At 70.2% G+C, this 22610-nt stretch carries 18 protein-coding genes; 11 read left to right on the forward strand and 7 right to left on the reverse strand.

Annotated features, from left to right (window positions below; genetic code table 11):
• Nucleotides 1–18: 18 nt before the first annotated feature.
• Both KR546_RS02695 and KR546_RS02700 read right to left on the reverse strand, forming a co-directional pair.
• Nucleotides 19–1272 carry a DUF2254 family protein gene (locus KR546_RS02695; protein ID WP_238443162.1) on the reverse strand — a complete coding sequence of 418 codons (1254 nt, stop codon included), beginning with the start codon at nt 1270–1272 and terminating at the stop codon, nt 19–21.
• Nucleotides 1273–1471: 199 nt separating this feature from the next.
• Nucleotides 1472–2185, reverse strand: coding sequence for a GAF and ANTAR domain-containing protein (locus tag KR546_RS02700; RefSeq protein ID WP_238443163.1), 714 nt, complete (start codon nt 2183–2185; stop codon nt 1472–1474).
• Nucleotides 2186–2444: 259 nt separating this feature from the next.
• Between KR546_RS02700 and KR546_RS02705 the strand changes: the two genes are divergently transcribed.
• The 9 genes from KR546_RS02705 to KR546_RS02755 all read left to right on the forward strand — a co-directional run bounded on the left by KR546_RS02705 (nt 2445) and on the right by KR546_RS02755 (nt 15948).
• A complete protein-coding gene (locus tag KR546_RS02705; protein ID WP_238443164.1) occupies nt 2445–2990 on the forward strand; it encodes a hemerythrin domain-containing protein in 546 nt (181 codons plus the stop codon).
• Nucleotides 2991–3100: 110 nt separating this feature from the next.
• Complete coding sequence (locus tag KR546_RS02710; RefSeq protein ID WP_238443165.1) at nt 3101–4054, forward strand: TIGR03557 family F420-dependent LLM class oxidoreductase; 954 nt, start codon at nt 3101–3103, stop codon at nt 4052–4054.
• 192 nt (nt 4055–4246) lie between these two features.
• A complete protein-coding gene (locus KR546_RS02715) occupies nt 4247–5647 on the forward strand; it encodes an LVIVD repeat-containing protein (protein WP_238443166.1) in 1401 nt (466 codons plus the stop codon).
• A gap of 119 nt (nt 5648–5766) precedes the next feature.
• Entirely contained in the window at nt 5767–6438 is a 672-nt protein-coding gene (locus KR546_RS02720) for a DUF305 domain-containing protein (protein ID WP_238443167.1), read from the forward strand.
• Between the two features lie 120 nt (nt 6439–6558).
• On the forward strand, nt 6559–7017 hold the full coding sequence (locus tag KR546_RS02725; protein WP_238443168.1) for a helix-turn-helix transcriptional regulator: 459 nt from the start codon (nt 6559–6561) through the stop codon (nt 7015–7017).
• A gap of 41 nt (nt 7018–7058) precedes the next feature.
• Nucleotides 7059–7463 carry a VOC family protein gene (locus KR546_RS02730; protein WP_238443169.1) on the forward strand — a complete coding sequence of 135 codons (405 nt, stop codon included), beginning with the start codon at nt 7059–7061 and terminating at the stop codon, nt 7461–7463.
• Between the two features lie 97 nt (nt 7464–7560).
• Nucleotides 7561–9876, forward strand: coding sequence for an ATP-binding cassette domain-containing protein (locus KR546_RS02735; protein WP_238443170.1), 2316 nt, complete (start codon nt 7561–7563; stop codon nt 9874–9876).
• A gap of 211 nt (nt 9877–10087) precedes the next feature.
• Complete coding sequence (locus KR546_RS18945; protein ID WP_274387486.1) at nt 10088–15073, forward strand: ThuA domain-containing protein; 4986 nt, start codon at nt 10088–10090, stop codon at nt 15071–15073.
• Nucleotides 15074–15237: 164 nt separating this feature from the next.
• Nucleotides 15238–15948, forward strand: coding sequence for a hypothetical protein (locus KR546_RS02755; protein ID WP_238443171.1), 711 nt, complete (start codon nt 15238–15240; stop codon nt 15946–15948).
• 96 nt (nt 15949–16044) lie between these two features.
• On the opposite strand, the gene KR546_RS02760 is transcribed toward KR546_RS02755, so the two are convergent.
• Nucleotides 16045–17613, reverse strand: a complete 1569-nt coding sequence (locus KR546_RS02760) for an LVIVD repeat-containing protein (RefSeq protein WP_238443172.1) — start codon at nt 17611–17613, stop codon at nt 16045–16047.
• 292 nt (nt 17614–17905) lie between these two features.
• On the opposite strand from KR546_RS02760, the gene KR546_RS02765 reads away from it, so the two are divergent.
• A complete protein-coding gene (locus tag KR546_RS02765) occupies nt 17906–18241 on the forward strand; it encodes a hypothetical protein (protein WP_238443173.1) in 336 nt (111 codons plus the stop codon).
• A gap of 38 nt (nt 18242–18279) precedes the next feature.
• Here the strand turns inward: KR546_RS02765 and KR546_RS02770 are convergent, their stop codons facing one another.
• The 4 genes from KR546_RS02770 to ligD form a co-directional block, all read right to left on the reverse strand.
• Entirely contained in the window at nt 18280–18537 is a 258-nt protein-coding gene (locus KR546_RS02770) for a hypothetical protein (protein ID WP_238443174.1), read from the reverse strand.
• Complete coding sequence (locus KR546_RS02775) at nt 18537–18929, reverse strand: VOC family protein (RefSeq protein ID WP_238443175.1); 393 nt, start codon at nt 18927–18929, stop codon at nt 18537–18539. Before KR546_RS02775 ends, KR546_RS02770 begins: the two co-directional genes overlap by 1 nt.
• A 60-nt stretch (nt 18930–18989) precedes the next feature.
• Nucleotides 18990–20705: an alpha/beta hydrolase gene (locus KR546_RS02780; RefSeq protein WP_238443176.1), complete on the reverse strand. Its 1716-nt coding sequence runs from the start codon at nt 20703–20705 to the stop codon at nt 18990–18992.
• Nucleotides 20706–20779: 74 nt separating this feature from the next.
• Entirely contained in the window at nt 20780–21703 is a 924-nt protein-coding gene (gene ligD / locus KR546_RS02785) for a non-homologous end-joining DNA ligase (RefSeq protein ID WP_238443177.1), read from the reverse strand.
• Between the two features lie 157 nt (nt 21704–21860).
• Between ligD and KR546_RS02790 the strand changes: the two genes are divergently transcribed.
• Entirely contained in the window at nt 21861–22292 is a 432-nt protein-coding gene (locus tag KR546_RS02790; RefSeq protein ID WP_238443178.1) for a hypothetical protein, read from the forward strand.
• Nucleotides 22293–22610: the final 318 nt, after the last annotated feature.

Below are 22610 nucleotides of genomic sequence, written 5' to 3' on the forward strand. Positions count from 1 at the left end.
GCCGTCGGACCCTGGTGCTCACGCCTCGTCGTCGAGCAACCCGAGCCGGCGGGCATGGGTGACGAGGTCCCGGACGTCGGCCTCGATCGCATCACCGGCCCGGCACTCGTCGACGGTCGCGTGGGCGAGCCGCCGCAGCTCCCGGGCCGTGGGTTCGTCCTGCTGGGCGCCCCGTCGCTCGTGGATGGCGCCCAGGGTCGACAGGAGCTGTCGCGCGACCACCGGCCACCGGGCCCCGTCGATCCGGAGGGGTTCGAACGCGCGTCGCAGGAGGTCCGGCCACGCCAGGTGGTCGACTGCCACGACGAGGGTGCCCGACTGGTCGCGTGCCGCGTTCGGTCCGGCGCCGCGGCGCTCCATGGTCGTGAACATGATGAGCCCGACGTGGCCGATCGCCTCCCGTGCCAGGGTCATGTCGCGTGCCTGGGCCCGGAGGGCCCGACTGCCGATGTCGACGATCTGGTCGATCGCGAAGACGACGTCGTCGGCCCGCGAACGGTCGGCCCTGATCGTCAGGTGCCCGATGACCTCCTCGGGCGAGGCCGCGGATCCGTGCCCGTCCCAGAGCAGGCCGACCCGCGTGCCCGCCATGACGAAGTCGCCGGCCGACACGTCGATCCTTGCGCAGGCCCCGGGCGGCAGGACACCGAGGATGGTGGCCGGGTCGACGTCGCCGACCCATCCCGTGGCCGGGGAGAGCAGGACCTGGTCCGGTGAGCGGTCCGGAGCGGCGGCAGGGTCATCGGTGCGGTCGTCCGGCCGGTCGAGGTGCGCCGTCGCACGGGCCGAGATCGCGCGGAGGACCCGGGACGGGTCGACCGCGGCCAGGCTGCGGGTCATGGCGACGAGCAGGGTGGCCAGGGACGCGATCGCCAACAGGACGCTGGCGATCACCCCGGCGAGCTGGACGTCCTCGCCGGACCCGTCCGGCAGGCCGACCAGGATGGTCGAGACGAAGGCGACGGCCGACGCGGTCGCCACCAGCAGGTTCGCCTGGAACCGGTCCCCGAGGTAGGCGGCGAGGACGCCGGGCGGGACCGTCCCGGCGACGAGGTTCACCGCGATGGTGCGCATCCAGAAGGCGAAGGCCGCCAGCGTGAACAACGCCCCGAGGACACCCACCAGCAGCGCCTGCGCCGTCGACGGTCCGAGGGTGAACGGCTGGGGCGGGGACCATGCCAGCCACCGGTTGCTCGCCCACGCCAGCGCGACCCCCGCGAGCACGCCCGCACCGGTCCCGGCCACGATCCGGAGACTGCTCGTCCCGCCCACCCTCGCACCTTCCGACCGGACGGGAGGGGGTTCTCCCACGGGATCCCGCCACCTTGGTCGTGCCTCCCGCAGCCTCGGCGACGTGTCGGCGTGCGACCCGGTGTGCCCCTTGGGCCCCGAGGCGCGACACGGCGTCCGACGTCACGGGGTCGACCGGTCATTCCCGCTCGGCGCAGGCGCCAAACATGCACGGACGCCGTCAACGTGACGAGGACCTGAGGGCGGCGGTGTCCACGACCTGCTGGCACAGGTCGTGGAGGCGGGTGTTCGTGGACCGGGCCTGGTGACGCAGGCGCTGGAACGCCTCGCTGGTCGTGATGCATCGGCGAGCAGCCACGATGCCCTTGGCCTGTTCGATGATGATCCGGCTGTCCAACGCCTCTTGCAGCTGGTCCACCACGGTGCGCGTCTTCGTCAGTTCGTGGTGGTTGAGGATGTAGCCGGAGGCCATGTTGGCCAGCAGTTGGCCGGTGGCGAGTTCGTCGTGGGTCCAGTCGTGGCGGTGGTGCTGGTAGAGGTTGAGCGCCCCGATGCGGCGCACGTGGGTGGGCATGGGCAGCCCGGCCACGGCGCGGCATCCCTGGTCCAGCGCGGTCGTGCAATAGTCGGGCCAGCGGGTCTCGTCGGCGAGGTCACACACGACCACGGCCCGGCCGGTGCGGTAGGCCTGGTGGCACGGCCCCTCGGCACCGGCTTCCTGCTGGGCCTCGACGGTGGCGACCCTGGCGTCGGTGGCGGCCACGAACGACAGGTCCTGACCGTCCTGGGCGACCGATACCCCGGCGCCATCGACGCCGAGCACCTCGACAGCCTGGTCGGTGAGCCGATAGAGCACGTCCCCTATCCGGTACGGGAGGAGCAGTGCCGCGGCGTAGTCGTCGAATGCTCGTCGAAGTGCGTCGGGGTCGACCATGGCCAGGCCTTCGGATCGGGCCCATGCCGGGCCACGCGAACGTCCGAAGTCCGGTCATCAACGCGGACAGCCGCTCGTGGCTGTCGGATCACCACCCAGCGAACCCTGGATCGTGCTCCATCTTCACCCTACATCACGGGTGGACGGACCCGACCAACCACCACCCCTCGTTTGCGCCGGGGGATCGTGGGGCACACCCGACCCAGCGCTGGGCCGTCAGCCCCGCGCGTCCGAGACCGAGCTGCCCCTGGAGGACCCCATGGCCGAGACCATCATCGACCACCTGCGCAAGGACCACGACACCGTGCGCGACCTGTTCGGACGCCTGGAGCAGACGGCTGCGGCCGAGCGCCGGGAGCTGTTCCGCGAGATCGTGTCCGAACTGGCGCGCCACGAGGCGGCCGAACAGGCCATCGTCCACCCCAGGACCCGGGAGGCTGCCCACGGAGACCAGGTCGCCGACTCGGTCATCGGCGAGGAGCAGGAGGCCGAGGAACTGATGGCCGACATGGAGTCCATGGACCCCGAGAGCGACGAGTTCCTGGCCGCCTTCCGCAAGCTGCACACGGCGGTCGAGAACCACGCCACCCACGAGGAGGAGAAGGAGTTCCCGCGGCTGGAGGAACAGTTCGACCACGACGAGCTGGTCGCCATGGCGACGCACTTCGAGCGGCTCGAGTCCGTGGCGCCGACGCGACCCCATCCCAACACGCCCAACGACCCCGTGGCGACGGCGGCGATCGGGCCGGTGGCCGGCGTGTTCGACCGGGCCCGCGACGCCGTCCGCGACGCGCTGGGACGCTGACCCCGCGGGCCGATGCGGGTGCCGACCCGGCCGCCCGGACAGGGTCGCCGGGCCACCGGGGGACGAGACCCTCGGGGCGACCCACCTCCCGCGACCAACGGACGACGTCGATGGCCCGCTACGGCTTCACCCTCTTCTCGGAACTCAACGGCCCCCGGGCGATGCTCGACCAGGCCCGCGCCGCCGAGGAGGGCGGCTTCGACTTCCTCGGGATGTCGGACCACTTCCACCCGTGGCTGAGCCGGCACACCGACAGCCCGTTCGCCTGGAGCGCGCTGGGCGCGGTCGCCGCCGCCACCGAGTCGATCGACCTCGTCACCCTGGTGACCTGTCCGACCGTGCGCTACCACCCGGCGCTCATCGCCCAGGCCGCCGCCACGGTCGCCCTGATCAGCGACGGCCGCTTCACGCTCGGGCTGGGCGCCGGTGAGAACCTGTCCGAGCACGTCGTCGGGCGTGGCTGGCCCCCGGTCGACGTCCGCCACGAGATGCTGGCCGAGGCCATCCAGATCATCCGGGCCCTGTGGACGGGGGAGTGGACCACCTTCCGTGGCGAGCACCTCACCGTCGAGGACGCGCGCCTGCACACGCTGCCCGACGAACTGCCACGCATCGGGGTGGCCGGCTCCGGCCCGGCAGCGCTCGAGATCCTGCGCGAGCACGGCGACGAGCTGATCACCGACGGGCCCGACCCCGACGTGGTCGAGCAGTTCCGGGACGTCCGCCCGGACGGCACGGTCTGGACCCAGGTGCCGATGGCGTGGGACCCCGACCACGACGTCGCCCTGGACCACGCGCACAACTTCGCGTTCTCGGCCCCGGGCTGGAAGGTGATGGCCGAGCTGCCCAACATCCCCGGGTTCGACGCGGTCGCCGACCTGGTGGACGACGACATGGTCCAGGACCTGGTGCTGACCGGCGACGACCCCGCACCCGTCATCGACACGATCACCCGGGCGGTCGAGTCCGGCCACGACAACGTGGCGGTGGTCCAGGTCGGCCCGCAGCGGACCGAGGAGTTCCAGCGCTGGTGGGGCGAGGAGGTCCGCCCCCACCTGCCCTGACGGGCGGATCGCCGCCCGGGCCCGACCGTCCATGCCTCATGTCCGGTGGCCGCACACACCTCCAACATTCCATGACTGGTTGGCGCACTTCTGACGTCTTTCGCAATTAGTGCATTGACTTGCCCAAATACGCCTTCCTAGAGTCGTTTGCTCCCGCAACACTTCCCCCCCTGGTGACGGAAGGTCCCCCACATGCAGCAGATCTCACACGGGCACAGACTGCCCCGTGGACTCGTGATCACCACCGCGCTGATCGGCGCGATGGTCCTCATGCTCCTCGGTACCGCCGGCCCCTCGGCCGCGCAGGTCGACGAGCCACTCGCCCCCGGTGAGGTGGCGATGAGCGGCAACATCCAGCACGTCGCGAACGTGCCGCGGCAGGGCGTCAACGACGGCGTCTTCCAGAGCGACATCGCCTTCTGGGGCAACATCGCCATCCAGGGCACCTACGGCGGCATCAACTTCTACGACATCAAGCACCCGCAGAAGCCGACCCTGATCAGCCAGTTCGGCTGTCCCGGTGGCCAGGGCGACCCGACGGTCAGCCCGGACGGCAACCTGGTGTTCATGTCGGTCGACTCGGCGCGCACCGACTCGAGCTGTGAGAGCTCGGGCACGTCGACGGCCAACCCCAACGGCTGGGAGGGCGTCCGCGTCATCGACATCAGCGACGGCGTCGAGAACGCCGAGCAGATCGCGGCCGTGCGCACCGACTGTGGCTCGCACACCCACACGCTGGTCCCCGGTGACGAGGACACGCTGTACCTGTACGTGTCGTCGTACGGTCCGAACGCGGCCTTCCCGAACTGCCAGCCGCCGCACGACTCGATCTCGATCATCGAGGTCCCGCTGGACGACCCGGCCTCGGCCTTCGTCCTCGACAAGGTCAACCTGTTCCCCGACGGTGGCGCGATCTCCCGCACGGCGGGCTGCCACGACATCACCGTGTACCCGGAGCTGGACCTGGCCGGTGGCGCCTGCATGGGCGAGGGTGTCCTCATGGACATCTCGGACCCGACCTCGCCGTACGTGATCGACAGCGTCACCGACACCAACTTCGCGTTCTGGCACTCGGCGACGTTCAACAACGACGCCAGCCGCGTGATCTTCACCGACGAGCTCGGTGGCGGTGGCGGTGCGACCTGCAACGAGGCGGTCGGTCCGGAACGTGGCGCCAACGCCATCTTCGACATCGTCGGCGAGGGTGACGACCGGGAGCTCGTGTTCCTGGACTACTACAAGATCCCGCGCATGCAGGAGAACACCGAGAACTGCGTCGCCCACAACGGCTCGATCATCCCGGCCGTCGGTCGTGACCTGTTCGTGCAGTCCTGGTACCAGGGTGGCGTGTCGGTGTCGGACTTCTCCGACCCGACCAACACCACCGAGATCGCGTACTTCGACCGTGGTCCGCTCGACCCGCCGGGGCTCGGCGGCAGCTGGTCCGCCTACTGGTACAACGGCTACATCTACTCCAGCGACATCACGTTGGGGCTGGACGTGCTGAAGATCACCGGTACGGACGGCATCCCCAGCGCCAACCGCATCAAGCAGGACTACTTCAACGCGCAGACCCAGTACGAGCTCGGCTGAGTCCGCTGGTCGGGCCCGGCGATCCACGTGCCGGGCCCGGCACCGACCGGGATCCACGTCCTCATCGGACGTGGATCCGGGTCGTTGCCCGATGAGGCACCGATGAAGGGATCCCCCACATGAAGTTCTCCAAGAACATCGCCCGGGGCGCCGGCGCACTCGCCGTCGCCGCCGTCGTCGTCGTGGCCGCGGTCGCGTCGGCGGGACCGCCGGACGGCAAGGGCGGTGGCAAGGGCAAGAACAAGCCCCCGCCGCCGGTCGAGTCGCCCGAGCCCGATCCGGACCCCGACCCACCACCATCCACCTCGGTGGACGCGGATGACGTGGAGTTCGTCGAGATGATGATCCCGCACCACTTCCAGGCGACGGTGATGGGCGACATGGCCACCAGCCAGGCCGGCACGGAGGAGATCCGCGCGTGGGCCGAGCGCATCAGCGTCGAACAGGACGTCGAGATCGGCATGATGCAGAACTGGCAGACGTGGAACGGCCTCGACGTCACCGACGCCGAGTCCGCCTACGAGATGATGCTCGGCATGCCCATGATGATGGAGCAGATGGGGATGGCCAGCCCCGAGGAGCTCGACCAGTTGAGCGCCTCGTCCGGGGCGGACTTCGACCGGATGTACCTCGAACTGATGATCACCCACCACGAGGGTGCCATCGACATGCTGGTCGAGGTGATCACCGACGGCAGTGACGACGTCCTGTCCGGGTGGGCCACCGAGATGCTCACCACCCAGACGTGGCAGGTCGAGGAGATGCGGATCATGCTGGACGAGATGTCCTAGCGCGACTGCCCGGACCACCGACGTGCGAGGGTCGACCCCGAGGGGTCGGCCCTCGTCCGTGTCCGCTCGACCGTGGGGCCGGTGTGGACAGGCCGGCGTGACGCAGGGCAGCATGGCCGCATGGACCTCGACGAACTGCGACGCCTGCGACGGGCCCGCGACCGGATGGATCGCGAGTACGCCCAGCCACTGGACGTCCCCGCGTTGGCGCAGGGCGCCTTCATGTCCACCGGACACTTCAGCCGCCGGTTCCGCGAGACCTATGGCGAGACGCCGTACTCGTACCTGCTGACCCGCCGCATCGAGCGGGCGACAGCGCTGTTGCGGATGGGGTGGAGCGTCACCGATGCGTGCTTCGACGTCGGCTACACCAGTCTCGGCTCGTTCTCGAGCCGCTTCACCGAGCTGGTCGGCGAGACCCCCAGCGACTACCGCGCCCGGGACCACGCCGAGCTGGAGGTCGTGCCGCGCTGCCGCCTGATGGTGCTGACCCGTCCCCGCAAGATCCCCCGCAGCCTGGCGAGCGGAGCGAGGCAGGCGATCAGTTCTGGAGAAGCAGCGTCGTCGGCCCCGTCGTAGGGTCGCCACCCGACGCCGATCCCCGACCGAGGCCACCTGCCATGTCCGTCGCCATCAGCACCGTGCACGTCATCGTCGACGACCCCGACGCCGCCGTCGCCTTCTACCGCGACACGCTCGGCCTGGCCGTCACCAACGAGGTCGAGAACGAGGGGCTGCGCTGGGTCACCCTGGCCACCGACAGCCAGCCCGAGATCCAGATCGTGCTGTCGCAGCCCCACGCGGGGAGGTCGCAGGCCGACGGCGATGCCGTGGCCGAGCTGCTCGCCAAGGGCGAGCTGACCCCGCTGCACTTCCGCACCGACGACCTGGACGCCACGTTCGACAAGGTCGCCGCCGCGCCCGGAGCCGAGGTCGTCCAGGAGCCCGCCGACCAGTTCTGGGGCGTGCGTGACGCCGCCGTCCGCGACCCCGCCGGCAACTTCCTCCGCATCGAACAGTCTTGAAGCGCCGAACCCTGTCGTCGAGTGTGCTCTTCACTCCACGGGGCTGGAGTGATCAGCACACTCGACGTGGTCCGTGGAAGTCAGAGGAGGAGACCAGATGACGTCGTTCGACCACATCGAGGTGCGGGGTGCGCGCCAGAACAACCTTGCCGGGGTCGACCTCGACATCCCCAAGCACGAGCTCGTGTTGTTCACGGGCGTGTCGGGGTCCGGCAAGTCGTCGCTGGCGTTCGGCACGATCGCGGCGGAGTCCCGACGGCTGATCAACGAGACCTACAGCGCGTTCGCGCAGGGCTTCATGCCGACCGTGGCGCGGCCCGAGGTCGACGTCCTGCGGGGCCTGACCGCCGCGATCACCGTCGACCAGGAGCAGATGGGCGGCGACATCCGCTCGACCGTCGGCACCGCCACCGACGCCGACGCCCTCCTGCGCATCCTGTTCAGTCGGCTGGGCGAGCCCCACATCGGCCCGCCCAGTGCGTTCTCGCCCAACGTCCCCACGGTCAGGGCCAGCGGCGCGATCACCGTCGAACGGGGCGACCGCAAACGCGAGCACGTGACCTTCAGCCGCACCGGCGGGATGTGCCCGACGTGCGAGGGACGCGGCGAGGTCCGTGACCTCGACCCCGACCAGGTCGTGGACCGCAGCAAGTCGCTCAACGAGGGGGCCGTGCTCGCACCGCTGTGGAACGCCGGCGACGCCGGCGAACTCGGACTGGTCGACCCCGACACGAAGGTGGAGGACTACACCGACCAGGAGTGGGACGACCTGTGGAGCAAGCCCGCGACCAAGCTCGAGCGCGAGGACGGCTCCGGAACCACCTACGAGGGCCTGTCGGTGCGGATCCACCGGACCTGGCTGGGGGAGCGGACCCCGAAGCAGAAGGCCATCGTGGAGTTCCTCGACCGTGCCGTCACCGACCAGCCGTGCCCCGACTGCGGCGGGACCCGGCTGTCCGAGGCCGCCCGGTCGGTCCAGCTCCACGGCCGCGGCATCGCGGACTGCTCCGCCATGGAGGTCAGCGAACTGCGCGACTGGCTGGCCGAGGTCGACGACGCCGCCGTCGGTCCGGTGGTGGGCAACCTCGCCGACCTGCTCGGGTCGCTGGTCGACATCGGCCTGGGCTACCTCAGCCTCGACCGGGTGGCGTCGACGCTGTCGGGAGGTGAGGCACAGCGCGTCAAGATGGTGCGCCACCTGGGCTCGCCGCTGTCCGACGTCACCTACGTGTTCGACGAACCGACCGCCGGGCTGCACCCGCACGACGTCCGCAGCATGGTCGACCTGCTCGGGTCCCTGCGCGACAAGGGCAACACCGTGCTGGTGGTCGAGCACGACCCGCAGGTGATCGTGCACGCCGACCACGTGGTCGACCTCGGTCCGGGCGCCGGCACGTCCGGTGGCACCGTCACCTACCAGGGTGGCGTCGACGGCCTGCGGTCCTCCGACACCGTCACCGGCCGCCACCTCGACCGCCGGACCACCCTCAAGAATGACGTCCGGACGGCGACGGACCACCTCACCATCGCGAACGCGAACCTGCACAACCTCGACGACGTCACGGTGGACCTGCCCCTGGGCGTCGTGTGCGTGGTCACGGGCGTGGCGGGCTCGGGCAAGACCTCGCTGGTGCACGGCTGCATGCCGGAACGCGACGACGTGATCGTGGTCGACCAGTCGTCGATCCGGGGGTCGCGGCGCTCCAACGCCGCGACCTACACCGGGGTGCTGGACACCATCCGGGCCGCGTTCGCGCGGGCCAACGACGTGTCGGCGTCGTTGTTCTCGGCCAACTCCGACGGCGCCTGCCCGGCGTGCAAGGGGCTGGGGGTCGTGCACACCGACCTCGGGATGCTCGGCGAGGTGTCCGCGACGTGCGAACTGTGCCGGGGACGCCGGTTCACCGACGACGTCCTCGAGCACCGCTACCACGGCAAGGACATCGCCGAGGTGTACGACCTGCCGGTCGACGAGGCGCTGGCCTTCTTCGACGAGGCCGGGTTGCCGTCGGCCACCGAGACGTTGCAGCGCCTCGCCGACGTCGGCCTGGGCTACCTGTCACTGGGCCAGCCGCTCAACACGCTGTCGGGTGGCGAGCGCCAGCGGCTGAAGCTGGCCGTGCACATGGCGGGCGAACCGTCGACCTACGTGCTCGACGAGCCGACCTCGGGGCTGCACCTGGCCGACGTCGAGCACCTGCTGGGCCTGCTGGACCGGCTGGTCGACGACGGCAACTCGGTCATCGTGATCGAGCACCACCAGGCGGTCATGGCGCACGGGGACTGGATCGTCGACCTGGGCCCGGGCGCCGGCAGCGACGGCGGCCGGGTCGTGTTCGAGGGCACGCCGGCCGACCTGGTCGCCGACGCGTCGACCCTGACCGGCGAGGAACTGGCCGACTGGGTCGGCTGACACGGGCCGCTGACCCTCTGCGGACCCGAGGCCTGTGCGCGCTGAACGCCCGCCCATCGCGCGATGTGCGCGGTTTCGCGCGTGTTCGCGCCATCACTCGGACCAATTCGGCCGGACGCGCCCCTTTATTGCAATCCGGTTGTCTATTGTCGACGATCCACACGTGGAGTGCAGGCCTCGTGGAACGTGCCACCACGAAGGGGCTCCCCCGATGCACACCATCCACCGTCGCCTGTCCATCGCCGCCGTCCTCGGCGCCCTGCTCGCGAGCATGCTCTCGGCGCTCGCCCTGCAAGCCACCCCGGCCGACGCCCAGGTCGCCGAGCCTGCACTCGACTGGGACAACTACGAGAAGCTCACGCTGACCCGGGACATGGGTGGGGAGCCGGTCGACATGGCCGTCCTGCCCGACGGGCGGGTGCTGTTCACGATTCGCGAGGGCCTGATCCGCCTGATGGATCCCTCCCAGGGCACGGTCGAGACGATCGACGCGCCCGACGTGTACTTCAACGGCGAGGACGGGATGCAGACCCTGACCCTCGACCCGGACTTCGAGGAGAACGGGTGGATCTACGTCTTCTACTCCCCGGAGACCATGGACGGGCTCAACAACGCGGGTCGGCCGTACCCGACCACGACGCCAGGTGGCAACGCACCCAACAGCCTTCCCGACGGCGAGGACATCACCTACTGGGACCAGTGGACCGGCTACAACCAGATGAGCCGGTTCCAGTGGGACGCCGACAACGACACGCTCGACCTGTCCAGCGAACAGGTCATCATCAAGGTCGAGACGAACCGTGGGCAGTGCTGCCACGTCGCCGGTGACGCCGACTTCGACGACGACGGCAACCTCTACATCTCCACCGGTGACAACACGCCGGCCACCACGCCCGGCTCCAACGGCTACGCACCCAACAACAACGCGCCGGGCATGAACCCCGGGTTCGACGCCCGTCGTGGGGCGGGCAGCACCAACGACCTGCGTGGCAAGATCCTGCGGATCCACCCGGAGGACGATGGGTCCTACAGCATCCCCGACGGCAACCTGTTCGACGAGGCCGACGACACCGCCGACCAGACCCGTCCCGAGATCTTCGTCATGGGTGCCCGCAACCCCTTCCGGATGGACGTCGACTCCGAGACCAACAGCGTGTCGTGGGGCGACTACGGCCCGGATGCCGGAAGCGCCGACCCCAACCGTGGCCCGATGGGCATCGTCGAGTGGAACACCACCGGCATCGACCAGCCGATCAACGCCGGCTGGCCCTACTGCACCGGTGACCAGTTCAACTACAACGAATGGGACTTCGAGACCGCCACCCAGGGTCCGTGGTTCGACTGCGCCGCCGGCGCGGAGAACAACTCGTCCTGGAACACCGGCCTCGCGGTCGTGCCGCCGTCCGTGCCCGCCGACCTCTACTACGGCGACAACGACGACGACCAGCCGTGGCCCGAGCTGACCAGCTTCGGCAGTGGCAACGGCCAGGCCCCGATGGGTGGTCCGGTCTACCACTACGACGCGTCCAACCCGGTCAGCGCCCTCCCGGAGTACTGGGACGGCAAGTCCTTCTTCGCCGAGTGGTCGCAGGACTACATCGCCGCGTTCTCCGTGGACTGGCCCGACGGTCCGGTCACCGAGATCGAGAACTTCCTGCCCAACGGCGCGCTGCAGACCGCGTTCCAGCCGATCCATGACAACATCATGGACCTGGAGTTCCACCAGGGATCGCTCTACACCCTGGAGTACGGCGACGGCTTCAGCAGCGTCAACCCCGACGCCGGGCTGCACCGCATCGACTACGTGGAGGGCAACAAGACCCCCCAGGCCGTGGCGAGCGCCGACCCGATCTCGGGCAGCACCGCCCCACTGGAGGTCACCTTCGACGGGTCCGGCTCGTCCGACCCCGACGGTGACGAGCTGACCTACGAATGGGACTTCGACGGCGACGGGACCTACGACGCCACCGGTGTCACCACCAGCCACACCTACACCGACCTGGGCGTCTACTCGGCCCGGCTGCGGGTCACCGACCCCGGTGGTCGCACCTCGCTGACCGCCGTGAACATCGCGGTCGGCAACATCGCACCGACGGTGACGATCGAGACACCGCCCGACGGCACGTTCTTCGACTGGGGCCAGGGCATCGCCTTCGAGGTCACGACCTCCGATCCCGAGGACGGTGACGACACCGTCTGTGGCAACGTCGCCTACACCTTCGGGCTGGGCCACAACAGCCACGCCCACCCCATCACCACCGGGACCGGCTGCACCTTCTCGCTGACCATGCCCGCCGACGCCCCCGAGCACGGTGAGGGCGAGAACATCTACGCCGTCCTCGAGGTCACCTACACCGACCAGGGCAACGGCGAGATCCCGCCCGCGACCGGGACGGCGACACTCCAGCTCAACCCGAAGGACCAGGAAGCCGAGTGGTCCGACGACTCCAGCGGCGTGGCCGTGGTCGAGGACATCGAGGCCAGCGGGTTCAACAAGGTCGGTCCGTTCGCCGACGGCGACTGGATCTCCTACGACCGCGTCAACCTGCTCAACATCGAGTCGGTCGCGGTGACCTCCGAGGGCACCGGTGACGTGCACCTGCGCTGGGGCAGCCCCGACGCCGAGCCGTTCGCGACGGTCGCGGTCGACTCGTCCGGCATCGACACGTTCTTCTCCGACGAGTTCACGCCCCCCGGGGGCACCGGGACGCTGTACGTGACGGCCACCGACGGCGTCACCCTCGACATCCTGCGCTTCCTCGGTGACGGTGTCGCGGACGTGACCCCGCCGGAGGTGACCATCACCACGATCCCGGCCGTGCCCAACGGGCCCGACGGCACCTTCATCGGGCCGGTGCAGTTCCGCATCAACGCCACCGACAACGTCGGCGTGGCGTCACGGCAGTTCTCCTACGACGGCGAGACCTGGGGGACCTACTTCCAGTTCGGTGCCACGTTCGTGTTCTGCAACCTGGGCGGCTTCGGCCAGTGCCAGGTGACCGGGATCGGGACCCACACCGTGTACGCACGGGCCACCGACGTCGGTGGCAACGTCTCCGAGCCGGTCATGATCGAGATCGAGATCGTCGCCGACGAGGTCCCGCCGGAGGTCTCGGCGAGCCTGCTCGGCACGTTCACCGGCGAGTTCACGCCCGCCGCCGGCTTCGACACCGCCGGCACCGCCACGATGGTGGTCGGGCCCGACGGCACGTCGGTCACCGCCGACCTGTCCGGCCTGGTCCCCAACGCCACCCACCAGGGCCACCTCCACGAGGGGGTCTGCGGCACGATGCCGATGGGCGGCCACTACCAGGACGACCCGGACGGGCCGTCCGAGCCGCCGAACGAGCTCTGGCTGGTCGACGACCCGGAGAACCCCGACGCCGGGTTCGTCTCCGACACCGACGGCGAGGCACAGGTGTCCGGGTCGGCCGACTGGACGGCCCGTGAGGACGCCCAGGCGGTCATGGTCCACGGCGGCGACGCCGGACTGCCGCGTGGCTGCGCGACCGTGGACACGGCATCGAGCTCGGTGCAGGTGACCTTCGAGGCCACCGACATCGGCGCCGTCGACTACATCGAGTACTCGCTCGACGGCGCGGAGTTCGTCGAGCTCGAGGGCGACCTGAGCGTCATCGAGCCGGGCGACCACACCGTCGAGTACCGCGCAGTGGACACCGCCGGCAACACGTCCGAGACGGGCACGGCGTCGTTCACGATCGAGCACGACCCCGACGTGTCGCGGATCCTGGTCTTCTCCAAGACCGCCGCGTTCCGGCACGGCTCGATCCCGGTGGCCCGCGAGGCCATCCAGGAGCTCGGTGCTGCCGACGGCGTGGCCGTCGACCTCACCGAGGACGCAGCCGCGTTCAACGACGACACCCTGGCGCGCTACGACGCCGTGGTGTGGGTGTCGACGACCGGTGACGTGCTCGACGACGACCAGCAGGCCGCGTTCGAGCGCTACATCCAGGCCGGCGGTGGCTACGCCGGCGTCCACGCTGCCAGCGACACCGAGTACGGCTGGGAGTGGTACGGCGACCTGGTCGGGGCCTACTTCGAGGGGCACCCGCCGGGCACCCCGCAGGCCACGCTGAACATCGAGGACGGCGACCACCCGTCGACGGACCACCTCCCCGAGGACTGGACCCGTGACGACGAGTGGTACTCGTTCCAGGACAACCCGCGTGGGGACGTCCACGTCCTCATGACGATCGACGAGTCCACCTACGCCGTGGGTGACGACCTCGCGATGGGTGACCACCCGATGTCGTGGTGCCACGACTTCGACGGTGGCCGCTCCTGGTACACCGCGCTGGGCCACACCGACGCCAGCTTCACCACCGACGAGCTCTTCCGCGAGCACATGTGGGAGGGCATCTCCACCGCGGCCGGCTGGGTCGAGGCGGACTGCTCCGTGCCGGAGCCGCTGTTCCTCGACGTCGTGCTGGACCCGGCCACGCCGGACGGTGACGACGGGTGGTACGTGTCGCCCGTGACCGTCACCGCGACGACCACCGATGACGCCACGATCGAGTTCTCGGTCGACGGCGGAGCGTGGGTGGCCGACGAGGACGGCGTGCTGACGGTGTCCGAGGACGGTTCGCACACGCTCGACGTGCGGGCGGTCCGGGACCCGGAGGTCACCGAGGTCCAGTCGTTCACGATGGACGTCGACACAACCGAGCCGACGACCGACATCGACGGGGTCGACGACGGGGCCACCTACGGCTCGTCCGAGGTGCTCGACGTCGAGGTCTCGGCCGACGACGCCACGTCCGGCGTCGACACGCTCACGGTGACGCTGGACGGCCAGGTCGTGCACGACGGCGACGCCACGTGGTCCGCCACGTGGAGCCTGTGGGAGCTCGACCTGGGCGGGCACACGCTCGAGGTGGACGCGGTCGACGTGGCGGGCAACACGACGTCGTCGTCGGTGTCGTTCACCATCGAGACCTCCTACGACGACGTGCTGACGTTGCTCGAGGTGCTCACCGATGCCGGCGTGATCACGCCGGAGGAGGCCCAGGACGTCCGTGACCAGGTCAACAACGCCGAGCGCATGGCGGACAAGGGCAAGGACGTCCAGGAAGGCCGCGCGCTCGAGCGCGCGATCGACCGGGCCGAGCGGATCGACGACCCCGACGTACGGGCGTTGCTGATCCGGGACCTCCAGGCGCTGCTCGACGACGTCTGATGACCGACCAACGCGCACGGTCCGCCTGACCGGATCGGGCGTACGGCGACGCCTCCCGTCCTTCGTGGCGGGAGGCGTCGCCGTCGTGACCGGCCCATGGTCGGGGGTGGGCTCCGGGTTCTCGGCGCCTACCCTCGCCGGTTCGTCCATGCGGAAGGAAAGACGTGGTCCAGGGTCGATCCACCCGATCGTTGGGCCTCCCGGCGCTGCTGGTGGCCCTGGTGTCCCTGGGAGCCTGCACGGGTGACCCCGCACCGTCGCCGACCGCTGCCGGGACGGAGGCGGCTGCCCAGTGTCCGGTCGACGCCGAGGAACTCTCCGAGGTCCTGGGGTGGGAGTTCGGGCCGGTCGAACCGACGGTCGTGGACGGCGCCCGGGCCAGCGGGTCCGACGAGGGCTTCGTGTACGTCGAGTGCTCCGCGCTGGTGGCCGAGGAGGGCCACGACGACGAGCCCGGGACCGAGGATGCCGAGTCCGATGCGGACGCCGGCGGGGAGCGTGAGGAGGCCCACGTCGTGGTGGTGGCCAACTACGCCTACTACGTCGAGCCGTTCGAGACCGGGTCGGAGGACTGCCACGGGGTCGAGACCGCCGACGGGGAGTGGACGCCTGCCGAGGTGGAGGTCGCCGGCCTCACCGACCTGCTCGGTGCCACCCAGGACATCACCGACCAGAGCGCCGAGTACGCGGCCTTCCGAGGGCTCACCGGCTGCCTCGAGACGGCGCCGGACCTGGCCGTGATCACGCGCCAGGTCGTCGGCGACCCAGCCGACCTCGTGTCGGAGGACGATCTCGCCACCCTCCTCGGCATGGTCGTCGAACGGCTCCCCCGGGACCGCGACGCGCTGCGCGAGCTGGGCGCCACGGCCGACTGAGGCCGGCCCCACCCGGGGCGGGCCATGGACGACCATGACTCGGGGCCGCGGACGTGGTGTCCGCGGCCCCGACGTGTCGAGCGGTGTCGTCCGGGTTCAGGTGTCCCGGGACGCGATCCGACAGACCCAGCCCATGACCGGGTCGGCCTCGTAGCCGGCGGTCGCGGCTCGGGCTGCAGCCGCGCTCATCGCCGGTGCCACGACCTGCTCGCCGGACGCCGCGACGTCCAGGGCAGCGTCGTCGAGACGCAGGATGTCGATGCCACGACCCGAGTCGGCCACGAAGACCAGGTCCTCGTACAGCATCGGGGTGTAGCTCGACGTCCCGTCCGGGCGGAAGTAGGCCACCTGGACCGGGTTGGCCGGGTCACGGACGTCGAGCACGCGGGTGCCCTGTCCGTACCACGACATGTAGACCAGGCCGTCTGCCATCCGGAAGTAGTGCCCGGAGCAGTTGTTGGTGTTGGCGTTGAACCCCTCCTCGGTGTCGGCCGGGTGCCACGAGGACACCACGTCGAGCCGGAAGGGATCCTCCGGGGTGGCGCGCCACGACTCGCCGCCGTAGCTGCCGTCCAGCGACACGATGTAGAACCGGCCGCGCTGGGCACACCCACCCACGAAGTTCTCGTGCGTGGCGTAGAGCAGCTCACCGGCCTCGTAGCCGTGGGCGGCGTAGTCCGCACCGTCGCTCAGCCACGGACGCTCGGGCCGCTCGGAGTCGGCGACGCCGATCCCCGACCGGGTGCCGGGCAGGCCGTCGATCGGCCGTTCGCTGTTGTGCATGACGGCTGGCCCACCCAGGCTCCAGATCTCCGGTCCGCCACCACCGGCGTACGGGATCGGGTCCCAGGCGGTGGCCACGCGGCTGCGACCCAGCACCGGGTCGTGGTGGCGTCCACTGGTGTGGTAGCCCCGCACGGCACCACGTCCGCTGACCCACGCGATCCCGGCGTTGTCGACCTGCACGTCGTGGGCATAGTCGGTGATGCCCTGGTTGCGGCCGATGTCGATCGGGGTCTCGTAGGTGAACGGCTTGTTGGGGTTGCGGATGTCGGTCACCCAGATCGGGCGGCCGTTCCAGTCGTCGGGCATGTCGTCACGCACGGCCGGTCCACCACTCCACAGGAACTGGCAGTCGTTGATGCAGGTGCTGGTGTGGCCTGCCGGCACGTCGTGGAACGTCACGAGTCGCAGCGCCGAGGGGTCGCGGGCGTCGATGACGTAGACGCCACTCTCGCTGTCGGGGCTGTCCTGGTTGCCGCTGTACGCACGCGGGTCGCGTGACAGGAAGATGTACTTGCGCTTCTGGTCCACGTTGGTGGACTCGCTCTGCCAGAACGTGCCCGACGAGTCGGTGTCGAGCATCAGGTCGTCGCTGGGCAGGTGGTCGAGGAGCTGGGGGTCGGTCGGGTCGGCCAGGTCGAAGGTCTTGACGCCGAAGCGCCCGACCGCGACCAGCACGTCGCCGTCCCCGTAGTTGAGGACGTTGATGGACGTGATGCTGTTCATCTCGTCGAGGTTGCGGATGAACTCGAAGTTCTTGATGTCACCGGGTGGGGGGGCTTCCTGGGCGGACGCCGGCAGTGCGGTGAGCACGGCCAGGATCAGCCCCATGGACAGGAGGAGGCTGCCGGTGGTGTGCCGGCGGCGCGTGGAGTGGGCCATTCACGGACCTTCGTGGTCGGGCGGCGCGCGCGGGCGCGATCGGTCCAGCGGACCGATCGGACGGAGCCTAGACGCAACGATCGAACGAAGGTCCCCGGAGCCTCGAACAAAGTGCCTCGCTGCACGGCCTTCGCCCGCTGCGATCGCGGGGCGCACGCGGGGCCGTGCTGAACGATCCGAAACGTGGCGAGAGTTCGCACGAGCGCTGGCGGCGACGCACCCGTCCGGCAGTTGGGGATCCCATGGGCAGGTGCGAGGTCTAGGGTCGTGAGGACGACGGACGAAGGAGACGATGATGGTTCGACGCATGCTCATGACGGCCGGGGCCACGCTCGCCGTGCTCGCCCTGTCGGCGGGTCCGGCGGCGGCCACCCATGTCCACGGCAAGGTGTTGCCGAACGGCGACTGCGTCCTCCTGGCGCCCTCGGGTGGCGAGAACGAGGTCCAGCTGCCCGGGGAGGACGGCTACCCGGAGAACCGGCGTCACCCGCTGCACGTCAAGGTGCACCTGGGGGTCCCGGGCGCCGAGGCACAGCCGGGCACCATCTTCGTGGCGATCGGCGACGACGGCTCGTTGACGGCAGACGCCATCGCGCGTTGTGGCGGCGAGTTCCTCAACACCCCGTAGGCACGCGACGCCGCGTCATCGATGCTCGACGGGGACCGTCACGCGTCGTCGGCGTCGGTGACCGACTGGTGGCCCTGGACCACGGCCTCCACCCGGTCCAGGTCGGGGGTGGGCAGGCGTGCGAGGACCTCCAGGTTGTGTCGCACGTCGCGCGATTCCCGCAGGCCCACCAGCCAGGCGACCGGGGTCAGCCAGCCGGGGCGCAGGATCGCGCGCCCGATGCCGACGACGACGTCGTCGAGGACGGCCAGCACGTCGTCGATGTCGTCGGCGGGTCGCGCCGGGATGGCCGGCATCAGCCGTCCTCGGCCAGTTCCTCGGCCGTCAGTGGCCGCAGGATGCAGAACTCGTTGCCCTCCGGGTCGGCGAGCACGACCCACGTCACGTCGCCGGACTGGCCCACGTCGACGTGGGTCGCACCCAGCGCGACCGCGCGGGCGACCTCCGCGTCGCGGTCGTCGGGTCGCAGGTCCAGGTGCAGGCGGTTCTTGACCTGCTTGTCCTCGGGGACACGCAGGAACAGGATGTCGGGTGACACGCCGTCCTGGGGCGAGCCTGCGGGTGGCTCGAGCACCACCTCGTCGTCGTCGGCGAAGGTCGTGCGCCACCCGAGCAGTTCGGCCCACCAGGCCCCCTGGGCCCGTGGGTCGTGGGCGTCGATGCAGATGCACTGCCAGCCGAGTGCCATGGTCGTGTCCTTCGGGTCTGCGCGCAGCGGGTGTGGTCGACGGCTGCTGCCATCCTGGGGTCAGTCCGGCGGAAAGGTCGCCAGCAGTGCCTCGAGGTCGGCCAGCCGTTCCGGGGTGAGGTCCGGCTCGACCACCGCCGCCCAGGCCCGGGCGTTGGACGGCTTGTCGTACAGGTGGGCGTAGCCCTCCGGGGTCGACCCGGCGGCGGGGAGGTCGACCAGCACCTGCCACATGGTGACCAGGGGCGTCCACACCATGCTGTCGGCGACCTCCGGGCCCCGCGGTCCCGGCTCCAGCCAGTCGGGCTCGTCGAACGCCAGGTTGGTCGAGAAGTTCACGACCGGGTCCGACGCGTGCTGGAGGTACAGCAGCCGCGTGTCGCCCCAGGTCGCGGATCCGGCCTCGTCGTCCAGCGGATCGCTGAACTGGTTCATGAACCGCACGGTCCGGCCGTCGTCGACGACCGGGAGGCTGGCGGAACTGCCCTCGTCGCGGGACTGCTCGAGGCGTTCGTGCAGCTCGTTGACGAACGGCGGTCCCACCATCAGGACGCCGTCGATCGGCTCGTTGACGATGTTGATCGAGTCGAGGATCGCCTCGACCCCGAACGAGCCCAGCGACAGGCCGTAGAGGTAGATGTCCGGGCGGTCGTCCTCCGGCAGGGTCCGCCAGTGCTCGTGGATCCGGTCGAAGACGGCGCGGGAGGTGTCCCGGACCTCCTGTTGGTCCGCGAGCAGCGAGATCCAGCTGGGCAGGTAGGAGTACTGGACCCCGACGATGGCGGTGTCCCCGTTGGTGACCCACTCCAGCGGATCCACACCGTCGGCGTCGAGGAACCCGGTGCCCGTCGTGGTGGCGATCAGCAGGGTGGAGCGGTCGAAGGCACCGGTTCGCTGCAGCTCGGCCAGGACCAGGTCGGCCCGCTCCTCGTTGGTGTCCGCCGACTTCAGCCCCGCGTACACCCGGATCGGTTCGACCGCCCCGCCCCCGTGGAAGCCGTCGAGCTCGGCGACCGTCGGACCGCCCGCGACGAAGTTGCGTCCCTGGCGTCCCAGCGTGTCCCAGGCGACCAGCGAGTCCGGGCTGCCCGAGCGCAGGGACGAGGTGGGTGCCACCACGCCCTCGTCGGTCGCGCTGTCGCGGGGTGCGAAGATCTGGTTCGCGGCGGTGAAGAACCCGTTGACGAGCACACCGCTCCACAGGCCCCAGGCCAGCGTCAGCATGACGATCCAGCCGACCAGCCGGGCCTGTCGCCCGGTCATGCGGCGGGCCAGCCAGGCGACGATCGTCGTGAACAGCAGCCGGATCGACCGTCCGATCACCAGCAGCAGTGCCGCGACGAGCAGGGCGGTCACGGCCAGCATCGGCCACAGGGTCGGCGAGGTGGGCTCCATCCCCATCAGTTCGCGGACGTCGTTCTGCCACCCGACGTGCTGCCACGTGGCCGACACGATCATGAAGCCGATGATCCCGACCAGGGTCCAGATGACGACCTTGCGGACGCGCCCACGGGTGCGTGGCAGGCCGACGTAGTCCCACGCCCAGTGGACGGCGGCGCCCATGCCGTAGCCGATGACGATCGTCACGCCGGAGATGATCCCCTGGGTGAGGCTCGTGCGGGGAAGCAACGACGGGAACAGGGACAACGTGTAGAAGATGCCGGCGACCAGCAGCCCCGTGGGGGACAGCTCCGGGGAGAACACGCGGCGAGGCGTGGCCGTCGACGGCTCGACAGGTGTCCCTGTCGTGGTCGTCGTCGCCGGCGCCGTCGTCATGCCTGGACCCCCTCGGTCGACGGCGACCCTAGCAACCCGGACCGGGCCCACCCCGGCAGCAGGATCGCCGCGACTCAACCGTCGAGGTAGCCGGCGGTGGTGGCCCGGGGGCTGGCGTCGACGAGCGGGTAGCCGGCGTCCTCGACCGCGGTGCGCACCGGCCCCAGTCGCGCCGGCGGATGGTCGAGCTCGGCCCAGGGGTCGAGGCGGTCCGGGGCGGTGTCGATCGTGAAGCGTGTGGGGTCGAGGTCGTCGCCCACCTCCGCCCAGTCGAGCGGCGTCGCGACGGTCGCCAACGGGTGCGCGCGTGGACTCCAGGCCGCGATCAGGGTCGCGCCCGGCGTGCTCCGTGACCAGTCCAGCAGGGTGCGGCCGTCGCGACCCGCCTTGCGCATTTCGACGGTGAGGTCGTCGGTGTGGCGGTCTGCCACCATCCGGGCGATCGCCAGGGTCAGGGGGCGCAGCACCTCCGCCCCTTGGCGGCGCTCGATCGGGACCAGGACGTGGAGGCCCCGACCGCCACTGGTCTTGACCAGTGACGGCAGGCCGAGTTCGTCGAGGACGTCGTGGACCCACCGGGCGGTCCGGCCGATCGGCGTGTCCCGTTCGCCCGGGTCGAGGTCGAGGACGAGCTGGTCGGGCCGGTCCGGGCGGTCGATGCGGACGATCGAGGGGTGGAACTCGATCGTGTTCTGCTGGGCGAACCAGGCCAGGTCCTCCACGTCGTCCACCAGGGCGTAGGCGACCTCCCGGTCCGCCGAGTCGGCCCACTGGCGCCAGCGCCGGATCCCCGCGGGGGCGTGGTCCGGCAGGTTCTTCTGGAAGAATCCCTGCTCGCCGACACCCCGGGGGAACCGCTTCACGGACAGCGGGCGGTGCCGCAACTGGGGAACCAGCCGGTCGGCCATGGTGTGGACGTAGTCCCACAGGTCCTGCTTGGTGTGCCCGGAGGCCGGCCACAGGACCTTGTCGGGGCTGGACAGTCGGGGTTGTGCCATCGGTGTGCTCCCGGTGCGGGGACGACCCGCACCGTCGCAGCATGCCAGCCCGTGAGCGCGCGTGTGGGCGTGTGCACGGACGGCAGTGGGCGTCCGGCGGTGGAGTCGAGCCGGCCCCGCACTACCCTCGAGGTCCAGCCCGACTTCGGAGGATGACATGGGACGCAGGGACAAGGGCAACGCGGAGGCCGAGAAGGCCGCCAAGGAAGCGCTCGCCAAGGCCGACGAGGCGCTCGCCGAGGCGCGCAAGGCCGCCGCGGCGGTGAGTGAGCAGGCCAAGGCAAAGCTGTCCGACGCGGCCGAGTCCGCTTCGGAGAGCATCGGCACGGCGACCGAGACGGTCAAGACCCAGGCCAGCCAGGCCAGTGACGCGGCCAAGGCCAACTACGCCGAGGCCAAGGGCAAGGTCGCCGAGAAGGTCGGCACGGCCGAGTCCGAGCCGGAGCCCGAGGAGAAATCGGGCGGGTTCTTCGGCAAGGTGCTGGTGGTGGGCCTGGTGGCTGGGGCCGTCGCGTTCGCCAACAGCCTCAAGCGCAAGCGTGACCAGGAACTGGACGAGTCGCTCTGGGACGACCCCGCCGACGTGTGACCCGATCGCTGCGGACGCCGGCGCGCTGCCGGCTCGCACTCGTCACGCCCCGGGCACCCCGCGTGCCCGGGGCGTCGTCGTTGACGGACGGGGTCTCGCTGTCCACACTCGCGTCCACAGCTGTGGAGTTCCACGCCTGTGCTTCGTCCCCAGCTGGGGACAAGCCTGTGGAAGCGTGACCTTCGGTCACGTTGGAGTTCCTCGCTGCGCTCACTGGGCAACCTTGGGGGGTATCAGCAGGTTGACTGCTGATGCGCCCTTGGTGTCCACCGGGCCATCGCCGGCTGCGCTTGCCCTTCGAGGGCCGTTCCGAGTTGT

It is taken from the genome of Salsipaludibacter albus (assembly GCF_019798055.1).
GTDB classification, from domain to species: domain Bacteria; phylum Actinomycetota; class Nitriliruptoria; order Nitriliruptorales; family Nitriliruptoraceae; genus Salsipaludibacter; species Salsipaludibacter albus.

What these genes read in the sequence shown, in the direction of transcription:
- KR546_RS02700 (WP_238443163.1), bottom strand. Translation starts at nt 2,185, where the DNA reads ATGGTCGACCCCGACGCACTTCGACGAGCATTCGACGACTACGCCGCG.
- KR546_RS02705 (WP_238443164.1), top strand. Translation starts at nt 2,445, where the DNA reads ATGGCCGAGACCATCATCGACCACCTGCGCAAGGACCACGACACCGTG.
- KR546_RS02710 (WP_238443165.1), top strand. Translation starts at nt 3,101, where the DNA reads ATGGCCCGCTACGGCTTCACCCTCTTCTCGGAACTCAACGGCCCCCGG.
- KR546_RS02715 (WP_238443166.1), top strand. Translation starts at nt 4,247, where the DNA reads ATGCAGCAGATCTCACACGGGCACAGACTGCCCCGTGGACTCGTGATC.
- KR546_RS02720 (WP_238443167.1), top strand. Translation starts at nt 5,767, where the DNA reads ATGAAGTTCTCCAAGAACATCGCCCGGGGCGCCGGCGCACTCGCCGTC.
- KR546_RS02725 (WP_238443168.1), top strand. Translation starts at nt 6,559, where the DNA reads ATGGACCTCGACGAACTGCGACGCCTGCGACGGGCCCGCGACCGGATG.
- KR546_RS02730 (WP_238443169.1), top strand. Translation starts at nt 7,059, where the DNA reads ATGTCCGTCGCCATCAGCACCGTGCACGTCATCGTCGACGACCCCGAC.
- KR546_RS02735 (WP_238443170.1), top strand. Translation starts at nt 7,561, where the DNA reads ATGACGTCGTTCGACCACATCGAGGTGCGGGGTGCGCGCCAGAACAAC.
- KR546_RS18945 (WP_274387486.1), top strand. Translation starts at nt 10,088, where the DNA reads ATGCACACCATCCACCGTCGCCTGTCCATCGCCGCCGTCCTCGGCGCC.
- KR546_RS02760 (WP_238443172.1), bottom strand. Translation starts at nt 17,613, where the DNA reads ATGGCCCACTCCACGCGCCGCCGGCACACCACCGGCAGCCTCCTCCTG.
- KR546_RS02765 (WP_238443173.1), top strand. Translation starts at nt 17,906, where the DNA reads ATGATGGTTCGACGCATGCTCATGACGGCCGGGGCCACGCTCGCCGTG.
- KR546_RS02770 (WP_238443174.1), bottom strand. Translation starts at nt 18,537, where the DNA reads ATGCCGGCCATCCCGGCGCGACCCGCCGACGACATCGACGACGTGCTG.
- KR546_RS02775 (WP_238443175.1), bottom strand. Translation starts at nt 18,929, where the DNA reads ATGGCACTCGGCTGGCAGTGCATCTGCATCGACGCCCACGACCCACGG.
- KR546_RS02780 (WP_238443176.1), bottom strand. Translation starts at nt 20,705, where the DNA reads ATGACGACGGCGCCGGCGACGACGACCACGACAGGGACACCTGTCGAG.
- ligD (WP_238443177.1), bottom strand. Translation starts at nt 21,703, where the DNA reads ATGGCACAACCCCGACTGTCCAGCCCCGACAAGGTCCTGTGGCCGGCC.
- KR546_RS02790 (WP_238443178.1), top strand. Translation starts at nt 21,861, where the DNA reads ATGGGACGCAGGGACAAGGGCAACGCGGAGGCCGAGAAGGCCGCCAAG.